This is a genomic window from Methylomonas lenta (assembly GCF_001644015.1).
GTDB classification, from domain to species: Bacteria; Pseudomonadota; Gammaproteobacteria; order Methylococcales; family Methylomonadaceae; genus Methylomonas; species Methylomonas lenta.
Window position 1 is genome coordinate 1 of sequence record NZ_LUUI01000125.1, and the last position, 19,696, is coordinate 19,696.

Sequence of the window (19,696 nt, forward strand, 5' to 3'; positions counted from 1 at the left end):
CACAGCTGACGAACTTGTTACATGCGCCTTCCTTAAGATCTCTTAAATTCAGTTCTTCGCCCAGCGCGGGCGATGTCACAAACTAAATTCAGCGGCAGATAAAGTCGGTTATCATGGTGTTTTTCACCTAAAAACGGATTTACTGGAGTTCACTGTTGCCATTACAAACCGTCAACGAATTGTTGAGAAAGCATAGGCTTATCGAAAGCATGGTGCAAAATCAGCCGCTGCCTCGTCGCAAGCTAGTGATATCGCTGGTGCAAAAACAGCATTTAGCCGAATTGAATGCCTTTTTACAGCGCTTATCAGCCGTTGAAATCGGCCAAATCCTGTCTGCTTTAAATTCTGAAGATGCTGTTTTAGTCTGGGGGCAAGTCGAAGCAGCCCGCCAGGATGATGTGCTATGGGAAATTTCCGATAATCTACGTGAGCAGTTAGTTGGCGACAGAGAGCCGCATTGTGGCGAGGGCCAGATGAGTGCGTTTGAATTGGTGGAGGGGCGATTAGCCAAAGTAGCCATCACCTGTCGTCACGATTTGTATGCAGTGAATCCTATCTGGATTGATTTGTTGGCGCCCAACAAAGCACAACGGATTTTAATTGGTCAGCATTACGGTTTGGATCTACCTGATCCTTATGAGCTTACCGATCTGGAATCCAGTGCGCGGTTTTATGTCGAGCAAAATGAAATCCATGTTCATTCCGATTTTTTACTGGATAGGGAAGGTGAATCCCGCTGTGTGCCAGTGGCTTTTGTGTTGCGCGGTGATATCTTGTTTTCGGTACGTAGCGAGGAATTACCGGTTTTCCGTCTGCAGCGCTTGCGGGCACGTACTCAGCCTGGCTTTGTCACAGATAGCAAAGATATGTTGTTGGACTTATACGGTGCCGAAGCCGAATATTCTGCCGATGCGCTGGAAGACATATACACCGAGCTAGAAGCGGTCAGTAAAAAAGTCTTGAGTCAGGATATAAGTGATGAAGATGCAGAACAAATTCTGGCAGATATAGCAGAAGAGGAAGATCTTAATGGCCGTATCCGCCGTAATATGTTGGATACTCAGCGGGCGGTGTCATTTTTAGTGCGCCGAAAATTACTGTCTCCGGCGCAACTGGAAGATGCTCAGCAAATTTTGCGGGATATCGAGTCGCTGAACAGCCACACCGCATTTTTGTTCGACAAAATCAACTTTTTGATGGATGCCACTGTTGGTTTCATCAATATCAACCAAAATAAAGTCATCAAGATATTTTCCATAGCCTCTGTTGCGATGCTACCGCCCACTTTAATTGCCAGCATTTATGGCATGAATTTTGAGCACATCCCGGAACTGGAATGGATGTTGGGCTATCCAATTGCGCTAACGATGATGGCATTTTCTATCCTGTTGCCATATTTGTATTTCAAGCGCAAAGGCTGGCTCAGGTAACTTTCAGCATAAAAATTAAAAAAGAATAACCAAGCTCTTTACTAGGTTATTAAATAAGACTAAAATGGTCCCATATATGAGAGGGCTATGTTAAAGCTAAGCAAGATGACCGATTATGCCACTGTAATACTCAGTGTGATTGCCAAAGACCAGCATCGTTTGCACGGTGCGCTTGAGTTGGCTGCAGTAACCGGCATCGCCTTGCCGTCAGTTAGTAAGATTTTAAAAATACTGACAAAAGCCGGCATACTGTCATCCATGCGGGGTGTCAAAGGTGGTTATGTATTGGCTCGTGAGCCGGAGAAAATCACGGTAGCCACGATAATCAGTGCTTTGGAAGGGCCGATTGCGTTGACTGAATGTTCGGTATCGCATAAAGGTTGCGATCAGGCTAGTGGTTGTCGGATACAAGGCAACTGGCATTTGATAAATCAAAAAATTGCCAATGCCCTGGAGTCGGTTACCTTAGCCGATATGATTATGCCGTTTAAACAACCCGTAGAAGTCAGTATCCCTCTGAGTCGGTTATACCGTTAATTTATAAGAGCGCCTATGTCAGCATCAGCACAAGAAATCGAAAATTTAATCGGTCAGGAATACAAACAAGGTTTTGTGACCGATTTGGAAGTGGATACCTTTCCGCCGGGTTTGGACGAAGAGGTGATACGCAAATTGTCTTTGGTTAAAAATGAACCGGAATTCATGCTGGAATATCGCCTGAAAGCCTTTCGGCACTGGCAAACCATGACGCCGCCCAATTGGGCGCAATTGAATATCGAGCCTATCGATTATCAAGCCATCAGTTATTACTCGGCTCCCAAGTCAAAAAAAGACGGCCCGAAAAGCCTGGACGAGGTTGATCCGCAATTGCTGGATACCTATAAAAAGCTCGGTATCCCCCTGGATGAGCAAGAGCGCTTGGCTGGTATCGCTGTTGATGCGGTGTTTGACAGCGTCTCAGTAGCCACCACATTCAAAGGCAAGCTAAAAGAAGCCGGGGTGATTTTTTGTCCAATTTCCGAAGCCTTACAAGAGCATCCCGAGCTGGTGAAACAATATTTAGGTACTGTGGTGCCTGCAGGCGACAATTTTTTTGCTGCCCTGAATGCGGCGGTGTTTACCGATGGCTCGTTCGTCTACATTCCCAAAGGCGTGCGCTGCCCGATGGAGCTGTCGACTTATTTTAGAATTAATGCCGCGAATACCGGTCAGTTCGAGCGCACCTTGATCATAGCCGATGAAGGCTCGCATGTGTCGTATCTGGAAGGCTGCACCGCACCGATGCGCGACGAAAACCAATTGCATGCGGCAGTAGTGGAACTAATAGCGATGGATAATGCGCAGATCAAGTATTCCACCGTGCAGAACTGGTATCCGGGCGACAAAGACGGTAAAGGCGGTATTTACAATTTCGTTACCAAGCGCGCCGAATGTCGCGGTCACAATTCGAAAGTGTCCTGGACCCAAGTAGAGACCGGCTCCGCCATCACCTGGAAATATCCCAGCTGCGTGCTTTTAGGCGACAATTCGGTCGGTGAATTTTATTCGGTGGCATTGACCAACAATTTGCAGCAGGCCGATACCGGCACCAAGATGATACATATCGGCAAAAACACTCGTAGCACCATTGTTTCCAAGGGTATTTCCGCCGGCCGGGCGCAAAACACCTATCGCGGTTTGGTAAAAGTGGCCAAATCCGCCAGCAATGCGCGTAACCATACCCAATGTGATTCGTTGCTGGTCGGCGATAAATGCGGTGCACATACTTTTCCGTACGTGGAAGTCAAACAACCCACGGCGCAAGTCGAGCACGAAGCTACGACTTCTAAAATCAGCGAAGATCAGTTGTTCTTTTGTCAGCAGCGCGGATTGTCTGCCGAAGATGCGGTGTCGATGATCGTCAACGGTTTTTGTAAGGAAGTGTTTAAGGAATTGCCGATGGAATTTGCCGTGGAAGCGCAGGCTTTGTTGGGGATTAGTTTGGAAGGGTCGGTTGGGTAAATAGGGTTTTGTTCCCTCTCCCTGCGGGAGAGGGCTAGGGTGAGGGGCGTTTGAATTTGGTGTCGCTGTCGCGACGGATGGTTTTGAAGTCGGGTCTCGGCCCGACAGCCGAGATACTTTCTTTTGCGTGGCCAAAAGAAAGTATCCAAAGAAAAAGCCACCCCATGCCGCGTTAATCCTGCGCGCCGAAGGCTTTGAACGGGGTTTTTCGAAAGGGCATCCAAGCCCTTACGAAAAACGCGATGCATCCCTGCATCGCCCCTGCGGGCAAATCCGTTCAAACCCTCCGGTGCTCGGCGCGGCATCAGGGGAATAAACCCCGTTTCGGAATTGAAAGTGGTCGAATATTTTGGATGTGGAGAGAATTTGTAGGATGTGCCGACGGAAGGAGGCGCATCTGTCGCGAACGATGCGTTTCACTGCGTTCAGCATATTCTTTGGACTTCTAACGGCCTAAAAATGAGTTCGTAAAACATTTTAAGGAATATGAAAAAGCTATCAGAAGATTTTCCAACTATTTGGCATTACACCAATGAAGCAGGCCTTTATGGGATTTTAGGCAAAGAAGGAAATCAAAGTATTTGGGCTACACACTACAAGTTTTTGAATGATTATACTGAGGTGTTTTTATTTAAAAGAACTTTGATTGAGCTTTTGAAGCCTGAGGTAGTTTACTATTTGAATTCCGTCTCTAAAAATAACAAGCACTATCAAGAAATAATCGAAAAAAATGGTGGTATTGAATTAATAGCTGAGCATGAGGTTACTACTTTAGTTGAAGGTAAATATAACGCTTTATTTGAAGCCATTGGAGCGGAAATATATGTATTTTCATTTTGTGCCGTAACCGATGATTATGTGAAAAACAATGGCTTACTTAGTCAATGGCGTGGATATGGTGGCGATGGCGGCTACGCGATCGAATTTGATTCAGTCGGCTTGGAAAAGCAATTAAGTCAAGAAGGAAATGATTTTAACCTTTCGGGAGTGTTAGGGAATTGTGTTTACAGTGATGATTCTAAAGTAATTGAAGAGGAACTATCTGTGGATTTGCAAATTGTTGCTAAATATGCGGTAGAAGTTTTTGAGGCAGTAAGATGTAAATTAACACCGGAAGTATTAGAGGATAGTGCAGCGCCAGCATTACAGTCATTTATTAACTGCATTACTCGCTTTAAGCATCACGCATTTAAGGAAGAAAAAGAGGTTAGGATTGCAATTGCGTTAATGGATTACTTAGGTGAAGAAGATAAGCTTAGAAAAGAGAGAAGGTTTCGCCAACGAAATGGAGTGCTTGTTCCGTATATTGCTCTATTTGAAAATGCAGAAAAGCTTCCAATAAATAAAATAATAGTTGGCCCCCATAAGGAAAAGGAATATCGGGCGGAAGTCTTGAAAGTGTTCCTTAGTAATAGAGGACACAAAGATATTGATGTTGATGTTTCGAATATCCCGTTTGTGTGATGATTTTTTTTCTCCCGTTATGCCGCGCCGAGCACCGGAGGGTTTGAGTGGAACAGCCCGCAGGGGCGATGCAGGGATGCATCGCGTTTTACGTAGGGGCTGGGAAGCCCCTTCGGAAAACCCCGGTCAAACCCGAGGAGCGCAGGATCAAAGCGGCATCCGGGTTGCCTTTTCTTTGGATACTTTCTTTTGGCAACGCAAAAGAAAGTATCTCGGCTGTCGGGCCGAGACCCGACTTTAAAAAACAGTCGCGATAGCGACACATTAAAGATTTCAACGCTGGGTTTCGTTTCACTCTACCCAGCCTACAGACTACAAAGCTAAACCAGGTAAACACATGCTCAGCATAAAAAACTTACACGTCAGCATTAACGACAAACCCATCCTCAAAGGCCTAACCCTGGACATCAACCCAGGTGAAGTCCATGCCATCATGGGCCCCAACGGAGCCGGCAAAAGTACTCTGTCGCACGTGTTGTCCGGCAAAGCCGGCTATACGGTTACCGAGGGTAGCGTCACTTATCAAGGCAAAGACTTGCTGGAACTGGCGCCGGAAATTCGTGCTCGCGAAGGGGTGTTTCTGGCGTTTCAGTACCCGGTGGAAATTCCCGGTGTCAGCAATATCTATCTTTTAAAAGCCGCGCTTAACGCGATGCGCAAACATCACGGCCTGCCTGAAGTGGATGCGATGGATTTTCTGACTATCGTCAAAAGCAAGGTCAAATTGTTGCAGATGGATGAAAAATTTTTGTACCGCGCGGTTAACGAAGGTTTTTCCGGTGGTGAGAAAAAACGTAACGAGATTTTGCAGGCGGCAGTGTTGGAGCCTAAATTATGCATTCTCGACGAAACCGATTCCGGTCTGGATATTGATGCTTTGCGCATAGTGGCCGAGGGCGTTAATTCCTTACGTGCTGCAGAACGGTCGTTTTTGATGATTACGCATTACCAACGTTTGCTGGATTATGTGATTCCCGACGTTGTGCATGTGCTGGCGGAAGGGCGTATCGTCAAATCCGGTGGGCCTGAGCTGGCGCTGGAACTGGAAGAAAAAGGCTATAGCTGGCTGGAAGGGCAGGCGGCATGATGGCGGTCGAACAATCTCCCGAGTCTTATTTGGCCGCGTATCCCGCTATTGCGTCCGCTTTGCCAGGTGCGGATTTGCCTTGGCTACAACAGTTGCGACAAGATGGTTTAAAAACGTTTGAAGCCCACGGTTTTCCAAATCTGCGTGACGAAGAATGGCGCTACACTAATCTGGCAGTATTAAACAAAACCCAATTCACGCCGACCGATAACCAGGAAATCGATACGGATTGGCTGGATGCGTATCGGCTGGAAAATGCCTGGAGCGTGGTGCTGGTTAATGGCCGGTTTTCATCTACTTTGTCCCGGCTGACTGGGTTGCCCGGCGAAGTTTCGGTGCAAAGTATGCGCGCTGCATTAGACGGTAATTCCACCGACTTGCAGGCACGGTTGGGCCATGCGGTCACTAATGACGAGCATAGTCTGGTGGCTTTTAACAGCGCCTGGTTTGCTGACGGCGTGGTGATTGAAGTTGCCGCTAATTACCGGATGGCCAAGCCGTTGCAAATATTGCATGTGGTAACTTACGCCAACGCTTTGGCGGCGACACGTAATGTCGTTGTTATTAATGAGAGCGCGGAAGCGGAAATCATCGAAAACTATATCGGTAGTGCGGCCAGTTATTTCTCAGCGGCTGTGAATGAATGTTTTCTGGAGGCCAATGCCGGTTTAACGCTGTATAAAGCTCAAATCGAAGCGGACAAAGCCTGCCATTTCGGAGGCACCTACGTCAAACAGGCGCGAGACAGTCGGTTGATGCATCACAATTTTGCCTTTGGCGCGATATTGGCGCGGACCGATATTCGCAGTGATTTGCATGTGGCGTCGGAATGCAGCGTAAACGGCCTGTATCTGGGGGCCAACCGGCAACATATCGATAACCACACCCGGATCAATCATTTGATGCCGCGCGGTATCAGTCGCGAGTTCTATAAAGGGGTGCTCGATAACCGAGCTCGCGGTGTATTTCAAGGCAGAGTGATTGTTGCGGAAGATGCGCAGCAAACCGATTCGGAAATGAGTAACCGCAATCTGTTGTTATCGGCTGATGCTGAAGTCGACACCAAGCCGCAACTGGAAATTTATGCCGACGATGTGAAATGTTCGCACGGGGTGACGGTGGGGCAGCTGGAAGAAAAGTCGGTGTTTTACCTGCAATCACGCGGCGTAGATGAGGCGTCGGCCAGGAATATTTTGACCTTTGCTTTTGCTAATGAAATGGTGGACAAGGTCGAGAATGCCGAATTGAAAGCTTTGTTATTCAAGCAGTTGCTTGCGCGTTTTCCTGCGATCAGTTTATAAAATATCGGAAACCGCCACCTGGATCTCCGGCAAGCTGCATAGGTTGAGTTTGTCAGCTTTTGAGAGTACGGTTTTTTCCAGATAATCGCCATCCTGCGGTTGGCGGTAGACCTCTAAACAATTGTCGATAAGATTGACGATCCAGTATTCTGGAATGGCATGGGTGGCATAAAGACGCAGTTTTTGGTTGCGATCGAAACCAAGGGTACTGTCGGAGACTTCTACCAACAACAGCACATCAGCTGCAACAGGGTGGCGTGTGGTGTAAAAATCTGCATGGGGACGCAGTAATAGAAAGTCCGGCTCAGGTTCGGATAAGTCGCCGAGTTGTACCGGGTTTTGCACGCTGACGACAGCTTTGCCGCGGGCTAGAAGGGTTAGAAAATTATTAAGCCGGTTAACATGCCCGGCATGATTAAATCCGATCGGTGCCATGTGTAAGATTTCTCCTTCGATGAGTTCCATGCGACTGTCGGGCGAAAAAATACCGGCCTCGCCCATGCGATGCCATTCGGCGATGTCGGTGAGATGTTTTTGCGGAAATACGGCGACCATTTTTTTATCCAATACAATGTGTTGAATTTGATTTTAATGTGCAGATAGCACAAAGGCAACCTACAAGCTTGAGACTATGACTACCTATCCAATCGACCAAATCCGTGCTGATTTCCCGATTCTCGGTGAAACAGTTCGCAACAAACCCTTGGTGTATCTGGACAATGCAGCCAGTTGCCAGAAACCGCAAGCAGTGATCGATAGTATCGTGCATGTTTATAGTCATGAATATGCCAATATTCATCGCGGCGTGCATACCTTAAGTGTCAAAGCTACCGATCGTTTTGAGGCGGCCAGGGAAAAGGTCAAACGCTTTATCAACGCAGGTAGTGAAAAAGAAATTATTTTCCTGCGCGGCGCTACCGAAGCCATCAATCTGGTTGCACAAAGTTTCGGTAAATCCCAGCTACAAGCCGGCGATGAAATTGTGATCAGCGCCATGGAGCATCATGCCAACATAGTGCCCTGGCAGATGCTGTGCCAGCAAATCGGTACGGTATTAAAAGTGGCGCCGATGAATCAAAAGGGCGAGCTGATTTTCGAGGAGTTCGAAAAACTGCTGGGTGATAAAACCAAGTTGGTGGCTATTGCGCATATGTCTAATGCTTTAGGCACTATCAATCCGGTAGAAAAAATCATTGCCGCCGCACATGCCAAAAATATTCCGGTGCTGCTGGATGGTGCGCAGGCGACTCCGCATATGGCTGTCGATGTGCAGGCCCTGGATTGCGACTTTTATGTGTTTTCCGGGCATAAGCTATATGGGCCTTCGGGTACAGGTGTTCTATATGGTAAGCAAGCCTTGCTGGAAGCCATGCCGCCCTATCAAGGCGGCGGCGACATGATTCGTACCGTAACGTTCGAAAAAACCACCTACGCCGGCTTACCGCATAAATTCGAGGCAGGCACCCCGGCGATTGCCGAAATCATTGGTTTGGGGGCTGCCATCGATTATGTCAGCGCAATCGGTATGGAGAATATCGCCGCTTATGAGGCCGAATTGCTGGCTTATGCTACCGAACAAGCTGAGCAAATCAAAGGTATGAACATCGTCGGCCAGGCGGCGGAGAAAGGCGGCATCCTGTCGTTTACCTTGGATCATATTCATCCGCACGATATCGGCACCATGTTGGATAGTCTGGGTATCGCCATCAGGGCAGGGCATCACTGTGCCATGCCGGTGATGGATTTTTACGGTGTACCGGCGACAGCGCGAGCTTCATTTGCCATGTACAATACTCGCGAAGAAGTTGATATTTTGATGCAAGGCATCAAATCCTTAATAGAGGTGTTTGGCTAATGTTTGATGATTTACGCGATTTGTACCAGGAAGTGATTTTTGATCACAATCGTAATCCGCGCAATTTTCGGGTGATGGAGAATGCCAATCGTCGGGTGGACGGTTTTAATCCGTTATGTGGCGATAAACTGACTTTGTTCTTGAAAATTGATGATCATGTAATTACCGATGCCAGTTTTCAGGGCTCCGGTTGCGCTATTTCCACCGCGTCAGTGTCATTGATGACGGAAATTATCAAAGGCAAGACCGAACAGGAAGCCGATACGTTATTTCAGCAATTCCATGAAATGACGACCGGTAAAACGGAAGAAGTGAATCTGGAAGCCATTGGTAAACTGGCAGTACTGGCTGGTGTACGCGAATATCCTGCGCGGGTGAAATGCGCCACCTTGGCCTGGCACACGCTGGATGCGGCATTAAAAAATCAGCAAGAAGCGATTTCCACCGAATAGAACGTGCCATGCTCAAAATTCGTCGACCGGGTTGGATAAACAACCACAACCCGCCATGTCTATGAACAATACTGCAATTGTTTACAGCGATAGCGTTGGAAACCTTGAGCAAAGTCTGGCTGAACGTTTGGGTTTGCCATTATTGGCTATGGCCGATGTTCAAGCCGGTAGCTACGATTTTTTCTTGTGTTACCGTGATGGCTGCTTGAAATTGCTGGATAAATTAAATCTGAAAAAAGGCGGTTTGCTGGTAGAAGTCGATCCGCGCCCCGGTGAGCAACATTCCTATCCCGCCCCCAAAAAAGACCAATTAGCTCAAGCGGTCGGTAAAAAAACCCATAGCGTGGTTGATGCGACTTCCGGCTGGGCTCAGGATGCACTTGCGTTGTTTAGGATGGGTTACCATGTCACCTGCATGGAGCGCTCACCCATTATGGCTGCTTTGATTAGCGATGGCTTCGAGCGGCTGGCTCAAAAAGATTGGGTGCAAAAGCGCGCATTAACGCCGCCAACTTTACTGATTGGTAATGCCATCGAATTACTGGCGCAATTGCCGGAAAAACCAGACTGTATTTATCTCGATCCTATGTTTCCTTCAAAACGCAAACAATCGGCAGCAACACGTAAATCGATGGCAATTTTGCGCGATATTTTGGGTGATGATACGGACAGGCAGGCATTATTCGAAGCTGCCTTTGCGGCGACGGCTCGACGGGTGGTCGTGAAAAGCCCGGATTATGCCGAACCTTTGGGCGGAAAACCGACTGAGAGCGTGCAGGGGAAATTGCTGCGCTATGATGTTTATTTAAAAGGCTAAAGGCTAAAGGCGAAAGGCGAAAGGCGAAAGGCGAAAGGCGAAAGGCGGAAAAGGCTGGCTGGTGTAAGGGTTTTATTTAACTATGGGGTGGAAAGTGTCAGATTGGATAGATGTTGTGGCTGACTCGGCTTTGGCTGACGGCGAACATGTGGTGGTGGATGTCGATGGTTATGAGGTAGCGATATTTAAAATCGACGGCCAATGCTACGCGATAGAAGATGTTTGCACGCATGATGGTGCGGAAATCGCAAGCGGTGAACTGGACGGCGACGAGATCATCTGTCCACGTCATGGGGCGCGCTTTTGTGTGAAGACTGGTGAAGTTAAATCCCCGCCCGCTTATGAAGATATTGCTACGTTTCCGATCCGGCTGGTTGAGGGTAGAGTGCAGGTTAAGTCTGAAAACTGATTGAAACTGATTCTTTAGACAGAAACATGAAAAATCAGCGGCTTATAAGCTGCTGTTGTTGGGCTTTGTCATAAAATTGGTCAATGTTCGCTATATATTCACAATTAACTAAGGCGGGCGCATGTTGTTTAAACCAAAAATGTGCACCCTGACCAGCCAGCCAGAGTTTTGAAGAACTGGTAACGGCAAATTTCATCAATTTTTCTAACTCTAGTGTCGTTTGTAATTCCGCAGGAGACTTCACCAAGCCTATGACAATCACATCCGGCTTTAGCTGTTTACTAGCATCAATAATGTCAAAAGCAGGTAAATCAGCACCAATATAATAACAAGTGTATTGCTGAGCAGCGGCAATCAAGCTCCCCAGCAAAATACCAAATTCATGCGGCTCACCGCTAGGTGTTGCAAACAGCATAGACGGATTGCGTTTAGATGGTTGGTGTAGGGTGTTCACCAGGCTCAATACGATGCGTTTTACACAGCTTGAAAACATATGTTCTTGGGCAATATTGATTTTCTCCTCGTGCCAAAGTTGTCCTACTTGATGCAGCGCCGGTAGCAAAATATCTCTGGCGTACTCTAGTGGCTCATGGGCTAATAATGCCCGCTTCAATAACTGTTCGCAGTGTTCGATACGATAATTTTGTAAAGCTTCAATGATTTGGCTGAACAAATTGGCCTGGTTGGTGTCAATCTGTATAACTGATTGGTTTTGGAAGTGGCGGAGTTGCTCACAATCCAGCTGGGCAATTTTACTAATGGCATGTCCGCTACGCGTTAAGTTGACCAAAAGCTTGAGCTTTTCCAGATCATTTTGAGAATAAGAGCGGCGACCGCTTTCATTACGTTGCGGGGTAATGCAGTCGTAACGTCGCTCCCAAGCTCGTAGCGTTTCCGCTGTGAGTCCAGTTAACGTGGTAATAGCTTTGATTGAATACATTTGTTTATGTTTTGTACAATTAAAATGTTGACAAAAATTCTACAGCATTGTATCTTCGATTCCAACATAAAAATCTAACTCGGTGATTCCAGATGACAGCACTATCTGAACTAGATAACCAAATCTCTATTCCTGCCAAGGATACAGAGCAAGTTGTACTCGCCTGTCGTGTAGAGCAGGCCAGGCAGCAACTGTTATTGTTGTTATTGGAAAATCAGCAGGTTGCAGGTTTAATTGCCAAGCAGTTGTTAAAAGATTTAAAAAAAGGCACCGATTTTTCTGAAATTATCCTGATCAAGAATAACGAGGAATATAAACACGCTTTGCAACTGTTTATGACGGCGTATAGCTCTCCCGCTAGCTCAGAAAACTTGTTCATGGTTGACAATTTGCCTCTCAAAAATTTAGTTGTACAAAAAACAGGTTTTGTACAACATGACGATTTTAGCAGCTTAGGAATTGAAGGTTTTGTTGATCCTGCATCCGAGCTCATGTATGGCCTACATTTTTTACCGGTCTATCTACTGGAAATTGCTGACTTCATCGATAAACAGTTTGCTAAATCGACTGATATTGATGCTTCTTATACAACTAAAATTCGGTCATACAGAACTGAGCTGAAACATTTACGACAAGAAATGATTGCCAGTAACACGGGCTTAGTCGCTTTTGTGGTACACAAATATAAGGCTAATACCTTGAGTTTTGATGATTTGATGCAGGAAGGTTTGGTAGGTTTGATTAAAGCGGTAGATAGGTTTGATCCTCAGCGAGGCAATTGTTTTTCTACTTATGCCATTTACTGGATTAGGCAAGCTATATCAAGATTGATTGTGAAGCAAGACAAAGTGGTGCCGCTACCAGTGGCTTTGGCTGAAAAGTCATCAGGGATTTTTGAAGTTATGCGTAAATGTTTTTTACAAAACGAGCGCTGGCCGACTCTGGTAGAACTTAAGGCCTGTTGTGACTTGTCAGAACAAGAAATTAAAACCATCAGTGGTTATTATCAATCGACTTATGTTACGGACAACGGTTCTGATGAAGAAAATGATGAAATGTCCATCATGGAAAAAATGCAGCAGCAACAGTTCAGTCAACCTTTGGATGACTTGATAGGTTCTGATTTGGCAACTTATATGGATAGAGCAGTTGCAACCTTGCCTGAAAAACAAGCCATTATCCTGTCTATGCGTTTTGGTTTAAAAAACCATACTGAAATGACATTACAAGCTGTCGCAGATCAGTTACAAGTGACTCGGGAGCGGGTAAGGCAAATACAGAATGAAGCCTTAGTGAAATTAAAACAACAATTTGGCTTCGATCTCATGTTATTTCTGGAACCAAACGATACTTAACTAATCTGTAGTGTTTTACTTGGTAATGTAATCACAGTATAAATACAAAGTAGACTAAAAATAACAACTAATGTGCAGGCCTGGCAAAACATCTAATACGAGGAGTAATTATGTCTTCAGAAAACCACAACACCGATAAAGAAACACCCCCATTGGACTGGAAAATGGAAATGGATAAGCAATGGAAAGCCATTTCCGATAAGTACGCTGAGTTTTACCAAGATAATAAGCACTTATTTTCCTTTTCCAGAGTCGCCACACTATTAGGTGGATCGCTAGCGCTTGGATGGTTGATAAGTGGTATTTATATTATCGATCAGGGTAACCGAGGCGTCGTTACACGATTTGGTGCCTACGCCGAAACCACGATGCCTGGCCCACATTGGCACATTCCGTTACCGATTGAAACAGTCAACGATGTCAACGTAGAACAACAGCGTTATATCGAAGTGGGCTACAACGATGTTTCCAGGCTGAGCAAATCTACAGGTGCTTCTCAAGAATCGTTAATGTTGACCACCGATGAAAACATAATCGCAGTTCGCTTGGCAGTGCAGTATCAAATAAACAATGCCCGCGATTATTTATTCAACGTTAAAAATAATGAAAACACCCTGAAACAGCTGACTGAAAGCGTGTTGCGCGGTGTGATTGGTCGTAACAATATGGATTTTGTGTTGACAGAGGGCCGCAGCCAAATCGTAGCTGAGATTAAGTCTGAAATTCAGGAAGCCATGGACGATTACCAGGCAGGTGTGATTGTGGCTAGTGTCAATCTACAAGATGCGCAGCCACCTGAAGAAGTGCAGGGTGCTTTTGAAGATGCGATTCGTGCACGCGAAGATAAACAACGTCTGATTAATGAAGCAGAAGCCTACAGCAACGAGATCATACCTAGAGCTCGCGGTGCATCTGCGCGTATTGTACAAGAGGCCGAAGCTTATTCAGCTGAAAAAGTTGCGAAAGCGAAAGGGGAAACCGAACGCTTTGATCAACTTTTGGTTGAATATGAAAAAAATCCAGCTATCACGCGCAAACGGTTGTACTTGGAAGCGAAAGAAAAACTTTATGCGTCTACCAATAAAATCGTAGTGGATACCGATCAGCCACCGGCGCTTTATATGCCTTTACAGCAAATGTCTACAGGTCAAACGCATACGGATTCGGTTCAAGCAGAACCGGACTCAAATGTTGAACAAAGCAACGTTGCCAAGCATAACGCACGGAATGCCACCTCCAATGAATTACGTCCTAGCAGGAGTAGATAATGAATAAAGTACAAGTTTTATTACCGGTTGGCGTTGCGGCTTTGGTGTTGGCTTCCATGTCGGTTTTTCATGTCAATGAGGATCAGAGAGCCGTATTATTTCGTCTTGGGGAGATCGTAAAATCAGATCTGAAACCCGGACTCCATTTTATGACCCCCATCATCAATAATGTCAGTACATTTGATGCGCGTGTGCTGACCTTGGATGCTAAATCCGAGCGTTTTCTTACCTCCGAAAAGAAGAATGTTATTGTTGACTCGTTCGTCAAGTGGCGAATCGGTGATGTGGGTCTTTTTTACACCACAGTCGGTGGCGATGAATTTCAAGCCAATCTTCGTCTCGACCAAATTATGAAAGATGCCATGCGCAGTGAATTTGGCGTGCGCACCATCAAACAATTGATTTCAGAAGATCGCAGCGCATTACGCGATACTTTGTTGGAGAAATTGGCGCCTACAGCCGAAAAATTTGGTATCAAATTGATAGATATTCGCATTAAACGTATCGATTTGCCACCCGAAGTCAGTAGCTCGGTTTATCAGCGTATGCGTGCAGAGCGTGAGCGTGTGGCCAGAGAATTTAGGTCGCAAGGTGCGGAAAGTGCAGAATTAATCAGTGCAGAAGCTGACAAACAAAAGCAAGTGCTAGTCGCTAATGCAAAACGTGAATCAGAAAATATTCGTGGTCGCGGCGATGCTGAATCAGCTGAAATTTACTCGAAAAGCTTCGGTAAAAATCCCGAGTTTTATGCCTTTTACCGCAGTTTACAGGCTTATCAAACCTCATTTGAAAAAACTCAGGATACTTTGGTTTTAAAGCCTAATTCTGATTTCTTCAAATATTTCTCCAGCGAGAAATAAGTCAGGAGAACTAAATTATGAAAAAGTTTTTAATTTTTACAGCGGCTGTTATAGCGGTTGGTATCTTGGTGTCCTCGATATTAAATCGAAACATTCCGGAATATGATCCGCACTATGAAATTTCCTATTCTGATTTTATTGAAGATGTGCGTAATAAAGTAGTGACAGAAGTCGATATCAACGGTAATAACGTTGAAGGCAAGCGCAACAATGGCACGCGATTTTCCACTTATAACCCTAACGATTCGCGATTGATTGATGAGTTGTTGGAATACGGGGTGAAAATTAAAGTTGAAAAGCCGCCACAACCTTCAACTCTGATGAACATCTTGATCTCTTGGGCGCCTACTTTATTGCTAATTGCCGTGCTGGTTTACTTCATGCGCAAACAATCCATGATGTCGGGTGGGCGTGATGGGCAAATGGGCTTTGGTAAAAGTCGTGCCAAGCTGATGGAAGAAGATCAGGTTAAAGTTCGCTTTAGCGATGTGGCCGGTGTAGAAGAGGCCAAAGAAGATGTGGTTGAGATGGTGGATTTTCTGAAAGATCCAGGTAAATACGAAGCCTTAGGCGGCAAAATTCCGCGTGGCGTACTGATGGTGGGTCCGCCAGGTACGGGTAAAACCTTGCTGGCACGGGCGATTGCCGGTGAAGCAGGGGTGCCGTTCTTCTCCATTTCGGGTTCCGATTTTGTGGAAATGTTTGTCGGTGTTGGTGCCTCTCGGGTGCGTGACATGTTTGAACAAGCAAAAAAACGTGCACCCTGCATTATCTTTATCGACGAAATTGATGCTGTAGGACGTCAGCGTGGTGGTGCCGGCACAGGCGGTGGTAATGATGAACGCGAACAAACCCTTAACCAATTACTGGTCGAGATGGATGGTTTTAGCGGTAATGAAGGCATTATTGTGGTTGCAGCCACCAACCGAGCCGATGTGCTGGATAAGGCGCTGTTAAGACCTGGACGTTTCGACAGGCAGGTTCAGATAGGTTTGCCGGATATTAAAGGTCGCGAACAAATCCTGAAAGTACACGGTGCTAGAGTGCCTTTGGCGGAAGATGTCAATATTAACGATTTGGCAAGGGGTACCCCAGGATTTTCCGGTGCGGAACTGGCCAATCTGATTAATGAAGGTGCATTGTTTGCCGCGCGAACCAACAAGCGTGAAGTTAGCATGAATCACTTAGATAAAGCCCGAGACAAAATGATTATGGGGGCTGAGAAGCGCACCATGATCATGAGAAAAGAGGATTTACTAATGACTGCCTATCATGAGGCAGGACATGCCATCGTCGGCCGCATGGTGCCCGAACACGATCCGGTTTACAAAGTCAGCATCATGCCGCGTGGTGGTGCGCTGGGTATTACTATGTTCTTGCCTGAACGCGATCAATACAGTGCCAGTAAAGATAAGCTGGAAAGCCAGATTGCCAGTTTGTTTGGTGGGCGCGTGGCTGAAGCGTTGATTTACGGTAAAAATAAAGTTACCACCGGTGCATCCAACGACATTATGCGCGCTACCCAGTTAGCTAGAAACATGGTGACCAAGTGGGGTTTGTCCGACAAGCTGGGGCCTATGGATTACGGCGATAATGAGGGTGGCTATATGGGGACTCAATCCAAACCCATGTCTGCAAAAATGGCGGAAACTATCGATGAAGAAATACGTTCAGTGATTGATAGTAATTACAATCGTGCCGAAACCATTTTAAAAGACAATATCCAGGTTCTCCACAATATGGCAAATGCTCTTATGGATTGGGAAACTATTGATAAATATCAGATTGATGAATTGATGCAAGGTAAAACTCTCGCGCCACCGGAGCCAGAACCCGAACCAGTGCCAGAAGTATCAATAACCGAAATCGAACTTACTGATGATCATGCGCAACCTGTTTCACAGCCCGTCATGACTCCTTAACCGTCCTCCTCTATATGCCCTCCCAATTGTTTTACTCCGGGAGGGTGTTTTTTTATAAAAAGAGGTATCTGCTATGAATACCCGATCAATTTCCAAAACCTCTTTAAATATTTTGCAGCTATTGTTGCAGATCAATTTTAACGTTTCGGTCATTTTTGTCTTGGTTGTAAGCCTAATGTCATTGGCCGGTAGCGATATTTTTTTTGAGAACAATAGTGATTTGTACGGTCCGTTAGCGAATAATCTACGGATGGTCTTGTTGTATTTATGTTTTGTGCAACTGGCAGTGTATGGGTTTTATCAAATGCACAGCAATTATGCGGCAGTGTTTACCCTGGGTGCTTTTTTGTTAATTCTTATCGTTTCTTTGCAGTTTTATTCAATCATTAATCAGATTGAAATTGATCCAAGCTATCAACAAATATTTTTATACGTCGGTCTATCTCATGTTTTGTACGGTGGCATTTGCGTTTTGCGAAAAAATAACGGTTAATTGATCTACGCTAACAATCCCAATGGAGGGAAAGTCGTGATTAGATTGGTTTACATGAGTCATGCGGTTAAACCGTTTTCAACCGATGAGCTAATGTCTCTATTGCGGCAGTGTCGCATAGGGAATGAAGCTAATGGCATCACCGGTGTGTTGTTATATTTCAACGAATGTTTTGTTCAAGTTCTGGAAGGTAATGAAGAAGAGGTTAACAAAGCTTTTCAAAAACTCAAACGCGACCCACGCCATCAGAATATTGTTGAGTTGGAGCGCAGTTATATCAAAGTTCGGGAGTTCCCAAATTGGAGTATGGGGTTTGAAGAGCTGGATTTAACTCAGCTTAACGAGCTAAACATTGATGGATTGAATTCATTTTTTAACACAGATGAAAGCAATGTTCATAGTGAATTGAACCAAAAGTTGTTAGGTTCACTAATGAAACATTTCAAAACGGCCTATAAAAAACGAAAGTCCCACGAAGAACTGCCGGTTGGGGATGAGCAAGGCAATATTCTTAATTTCTTTCACAAAGCTATTCGACTAGCAGTGACTATTTTAGCTGGCTTGATGGTGTTGGTAATATTTTTGGGGGTATTTCAAGTAGTTTTCGTGCTTTTTCAGAAATTGACTACGCCACCTTATTTAATTTTAAGTGTGACTGATCTATTGTCAACATTTAGTGCTTTTTTATTGGTTCTGATTGCAATTGAAATCTATATTAATATAAGTCTTTATCTTCGTAGTGATGTAATACCGGTTAAACTTGTGGTAGCAACTGCATTAATGGCAATTTCAAGGAAAGTTATTGTCTTTGATTTTAAATATTTAGAACCTAGTTATGTCTATGCCAGCGCAGCAGTGGTTTTAGCTTTAGGTGTTACTTATTGGTTACTTGATAAAAAAGAAACAAATAAGCATGATTAGGGTATGCTTAATTATATTTTCTTTTTATTTTTTATGAATTTAAATATTTTTATGCCCTGATTTACTGTGTTTTATATTCCTAATTATAAAGCTCGTGAGCATTTCAATTTATTGCTGGAGGTCCCATGCATTTGAACTTACCATTTGATTCAGCCAAGCCAGTTGTTGGTGAAGCAAGCGTCGAAATTGACAAACCTATTGCTGATGTTTTTTCATACGTTGGCAAACAATTTTTCGATAATTACCCAAAATGGGCTTTGGAAGTAGTTGACTTTAAACCCTTAGATGGCAATGAAGTTTTTGTTGGCGCTAAGGCAAAACAAATACGTAAAGATAATGATGTGGAAGTTGAGTCTATTTTTGCTATTACCGAGTTTCAACCTCAAAATAAATTGACTTTAGAAGGTATGGACGAACCTTATAGACATAGGTATATTTTAGAATCTAACGAAGAAAAAAGACCTACCCGTTTAACTTTTCGTTTTGAGTTAATGAAATTAGAAATATTTATGCGACCCTTTGAAAAGCTTATTCGTTATGCTATCGAAGACGGTGCTGAAAATACTGTAGAAAATATAAAAAAATTAATTGCCGTATAAAGTTTATATGCATTAATAAAAACTAAAAAATAATATTGGAGTGTTAATATGAACTTTATTGTAGACAAAGATTCCGGAATCATCCCTCAGGTGTTGTCCGCTATTTTGGATGAGTGTGTCAATGGCGTCACTTTGGCTGATCCAGACATGGATGATTCTCCTATAGTGTATGCTAATAAGGCTTTTGAGCGGTTGACTGGATATACACAAGCAGAAATCGTAGGTCATAATTGTCGTTTCTTACAAGGCGAGGATAGGGAACAGGAAGCACGTTATCAGATAAAGGAAGCTATGGCGAAAAATGAAGGAATAGAAGTTACTCTTCGTAATTATAAAAAAGATGGTACTTTATTTCATAATCATCTAAAAGTAATTCCATTGTTCGATAAAAAACAACGCGTCATTTATTACTTAGGGGTACAGTATGATATTACCCAACAAGTTAATGCTGATAATGAAATTAAAGTATTGACCGATCTTTTAGAAAAAAATAATAAAAAATAATAAATTTAGATTGGTTTA

At 44.6% G+C, this 19,696-nt stretch carries 20 protein-coding genes; 18 read left to right on the forward strand and 2 right to left on the reverse strand.

All coding sequences use genetic code 11. The features are described from left to right. Positions 1-155 precede the first annotated feature (155 nt). The 6 genes from corA to sufD all read left to right on the forward strand — a co-directional run bounded on the left by corA (position 156) and on the right by sufD (position 7,283). Positions 156-1,430: a magnesium/cobalt transporter CorA gene (corA, locus tag A1359_RS14985; RefSeq protein ID WP_066984754.1), complete on the forward strand. Its 1,275-nt coding sequence runs from the start codon at positions 156-158 to the stop codon at positions 1,428-1,430. Positions 1,431-1,517: 87 nt separating this feature from the next. Further along, positions 1,518-1,967 (forward strand): SUF system Fe-S cluster assembly regulator, encoded by a 450-nt coding sequence (locus A1359_RS14990; RefSeq protein ID WP_066984764.1) that lies wholly within the window; start codon positions 1,518-1,520, stop codon positions 1,965-1,967. A gap of 15 nt (positions 1,968-1,982) precedes the next feature. Further along, a complete protein-coding gene (gene sufB, locus A1359_RS14995) occupies positions 1,983-3,431 on the forward strand; it encodes a Fe-S cluster assembly protein SufB (protein WP_066984767.1) in 1,449 nt (482 codons plus the stop codon). A 486-nt stretch (positions 3,432-3,917) separates the two neighbouring features. Then, positions 3,918-4,895 (forward strand): DUF2971 domain-containing protein, encoded by a 978-nt coding sequence (locus A1359_RS15000; RefSeq protein WP_066984769.1) that lies wholly within the window; start codon positions 3,918-3,920, stop codon positions 4,893-4,895. A gap of 337 nt (positions 4,896-5,232) precedes the next feature. After that, the gene (gene sufC, locus A1359_RS15010) at positions 5,233-5,982 is read left to right on the forward strand and encodes a Fe-S cluster assembly ATPase SufC (protein ID WP_066984773.1); all 750 of its coding nucleotides are present in this window, start codon (positions 5,233-5,235) and stop codon (positions 5,980-5,982) included. Then, positions 5,982-7,283 (forward strand): Fe-S cluster assembly protein SufD, encoded by a 1,302-nt coding sequence (sufD, locus tag A1359_RS15015; protein ID WP_083960670.1) that lies wholly within the window; start codon positions 5,982-5,984, stop codon positions 7,281-7,283. Before sufC ends, sufD begins: the two co-directional genes overlap by 1 nt. Here the strand turns inward: sufD and A1359_RS15020 are convergent. After that, positions 7,278-7,838 carry a Uma2 family endonuclease gene (locus tag A1359_RS15020; protein WP_066984785.1) on the reverse strand — a complete coding sequence of 187 codons (561 nt, stop codon included), beginning with the start codon at positions 7,836-7,838 and terminating at the stop codon, positions 7,278-7,280. The genes sufD and A1359_RS15020 overlap by 6 nt on opposite strands. 76 nt (positions 7,839-7,914) lie before the next feature. Between A1359_RS15020 and A1359_RS15025 the strand changes: the two genes are divergently transcribed. From A1359_RS15025 to A1359_RS15040, 4 genes are all read left to right on the forward strand, one after another. Beyond that, positions 7,915-9,138: a cysteine desulfurase gene (locus A1359_RS15025; protein WP_066984788.1), complete on the forward strand. Its 1,224-nt coding sequence runs from the start codon at positions 7,915-7,917 to the stop codon at positions 9,136-9,138. After that, a complete protein-coding gene (gene sufU, locus A1359_RS15030; protein ID WP_066984791.1) occupies positions 9,138-9,590 on the forward strand; it encodes a Fe-S cluster assembly sulfur transfer protein SufU in 453 nt (150 codons plus the stop codon). Before A1359_RS15025 ends, sufU begins: the two co-directional genes overlap by 1 nt. Positions 9,591-9,651: 61 nt before the next feature. Continuing rightward, the gene (locus A1359_RS15035) at positions 9,652-10,407 is read left to right on the forward strand and encodes a class I SAM-dependent methyltransferase (RefSeq protein WP_066984793.1); all 756 of its coding nucleotides are present in this window, start codon (positions 9,652-9,654) and stop codon (positions 10,405-10,407) included. Between the two features lie 94 nt (positions 10,408-10,501). Further along, complete coding sequence (locus A1359_RS15040; protein WP_066984846.1) at positions 10,502-10,816, forward strand: non-heme iron oxygenase ferredoxin subunit; 315 nt, start codon at positions 10,502-10,504, stop codon at positions 10,814-10,816. A 34-nt stretch (positions 10,817-10,850) separates the two neighbouring features. Here the strand turns inward: A1359_RS15040 and A1359_RS15045 are convergent, their stop codons facing one another. Next, a complete protein-coding gene (locus A1359_RS15045) occupies positions 10,851-11,756 on the reverse strand; it encodes a MerR family transcriptional regulator (RefSeq protein ID WP_066984795.1) in 906 nt (301 codons plus the stop codon). A 92-nt stretch (positions 11,757-11,848) separates the two neighbouring features. Between A1359_RS15045 and A1359_RS15050 the strand changes: the two genes are divergently transcribed. From A1359_RS15050 to A1359_RS15085, 8 genes are all read left to right on the forward strand, one after another. Then, on the forward strand, positions 11,849-13,111 hold the full coding sequence (locus A1359_RS15050; protein WP_066984798.1) for a sigma-70 family RNA polymerase sigma factor: 1,263 nt from the start codon (positions 11,849-11,851) through the stop codon (positions 13,109-13,111). Positions 13,112-13,221: 110 nt separating this feature from the next. Further along, positions 13,222-14,379 carry an FtsH protease activity modulator HflK gene (gene hflK, locus A1359_RS15055; RefSeq protein ID WP_066984802.1) on the forward strand — a complete coding sequence of 386 codons (1,158 nt, stop codon included), beginning with the start codon at positions 13,222-13,224 and terminating at the stop codon, positions 14,377-14,379. After that, positions 14,379-15,239 carry a protease modulator HflC gene (gene hflC, locus A1359_RS15060; RefSeq protein WP_066984803.1) on the forward strand — a complete coding sequence of 287 codons (861 nt, stop codon included), beginning with the start codon at positions 14,379-14,381 and terminating at the stop codon, positions 15,237-15,239. Before hflK ends, hflC begins: the two co-directional genes overlap by 1 nt. Positions 15,240-15,256: 17 nt before the next feature. Then, positions 15,257-17,161, forward strand: coding sequence for an ATP-dependent zinc metalloprotease FtsH (gene ftsH, locus A1359_RS15065; protein WP_066984805.1), 1,905 nt, complete (start codon positions 15,257-15,259; stop codon positions 17,159-17,161). Between the two features lie 73 nt (positions 17,162-17,234). After that, positions 17,235-17,654 (forward strand): hypothetical protein, encoded by a 420-nt coding sequence (locus tag A1359_RS15070; protein ID WP_066984810.1) that lies wholly within the window; start codon positions 17,235-17,237, stop codon positions 17,652-17,654. Positions 17,655-17,690: 36 nt separating this feature from the next. Then, the gene (locus tag A1359_RS22030; RefSeq protein WP_083960671.1) at positions 17,691-18,575 is read left to right on the forward strand and encodes a phosphate-starvation-inducible PsiE family protein; all 885 of its coding nucleotides are present in this window, start codon (positions 17,691-17,693) and stop codon (positions 18,573-18,575) included. Between the two features lie 125 nt (positions 18,576-18,700). Next, a complete protein-coding gene (locus A1359_RS15080) occupies positions 18,701-19,174 on the forward strand; it encodes an SRPBCC family protein (protein WP_066984813.1) in 474 nt (157 codons plus the stop codon). A gap of 48 nt (positions 19,175-19,222) precedes the next feature. Beyond that, positions 19,223-19,678: a PAS domain-containing protein gene (locus A1359_RS15085; protein WP_066984816.1), complete on the forward strand. Its 456-nt coding sequence runs from the start codon at positions 19,223-19,225 to the stop codon at positions 19,676-19,678. The last annotated feature ends 18 nt before the right edge of the window (positions 19,679-19,696 follow it).

Bases quoted from the DNA above. Each gene is read 5' to 3' on its own strand.
- A1359_RS14990 (WP_066984764.1), top strand. From the start codon at position 1,518: ATGTTAAAGCTAAGCAAGATGACCGATTATGCCACTGTAATACTCAGT.
- sufB (WP_066984767.1), top strand. From the start codon at position 1,983: ATGTCAGCATCAGCACAAGAAATCGAAAATTTAATCGGTCAGGAATAC.
- A1359_RS15000 (WP_066984769.1), top strand. From the start codon at position 3,918: ATGAAAAAGCTATCAGAAGATTTTCCAACTATTTGGCATTACACCAAT.
- sufC (WP_066984773.1), top strand. From the start codon at position 5,233: ATGCTCAGCATAAAAAACTTACACGTCAGCATTAACGACAAACCCATC.
- sufD (WP_083960670.1), top strand. From the start codon at position 5,982: ATGGCGGTCGAACAATCTCCCGAGTCTTATTTGGCCGCGTATCCCGCT.
- A1359_RS15020 (WP_066984785.1), bottom strand. From the start codon at position 7,838: ATGGTCGCCGTATTTCCGCAAAAACATCTCACCGACATCGCCGAATGG.
- A1359_RS15025 (WP_066984788.1), top strand. From the start codon at position 7,915: ATGACTACCTATCCAATCGACCAAATCCGTGCTGATTTCCCGATTCTC.
- sufU (WP_066984791.1), top strand. From the start codon at position 9,138: ATGTTTGATGATTTACGCGATTTGTACCAGGAAGTGATTTTTGATCAC.
- A1359_RS15035 (WP_066984793.1), top strand. From the start codon at position 9,652: ATGAACAATACTGCAATTGTTTACAGCGATAGCGTTGGAAACCTTGAG.
- A1359_RS15045 (WP_066984795.1), bottom strand. From the start codon at position 11,756: ATGTATTCAATCAAAGCTATTACCACGTTAACTGGACTCACAGCGGAA.
- A1359_RS15050 (WP_066984798.1), top strand. From the start codon at position 11,849: ATGACAGCACTATCTGAACTAGATAACCAAATCTCTATTCCTGCCAAG.
- hflK (WP_066984802.1), top strand. From the start codon at position 13,222: ATGTCTTCAGAAAACCACAACACCGATAAAGAAACACCCCCATTGGAC.
- hflC (WP_066984803.1), top strand. From the start codon at position 14,379: ATGAATAAAGTACAAGTTTTATTACCGGTTGGCGTTGCGGCTTTGGTG.
- ftsH (WP_066984805.1), top strand. From the start codon at position 15,257: ATGAAAAAGTTTTTAATTTTTACAGCGGCTGTTATAGCGGTTGGTATC.
- A1359_RS15070 (WP_066984810.1), top strand. From the start codon at position 17,235: ATGAATACCCGATCAATTTCCAAAACCTCTTTAAATATTTTGCAGCTA.
- A1359_RS15080 (WP_066984813.1), top strand. From the start codon at position 18,701: ATGCATTTGAACTTACCATTTGATTCAGCCAAGCCAGTTGTTGGTGAA.
- A1359_RS15085 (WP_066984816.1), top strand. From the start codon at position 19,223: ATGAACTTTATTGTAGACAAAGATTCCGGAATCATCCCTCAGGTGTTG.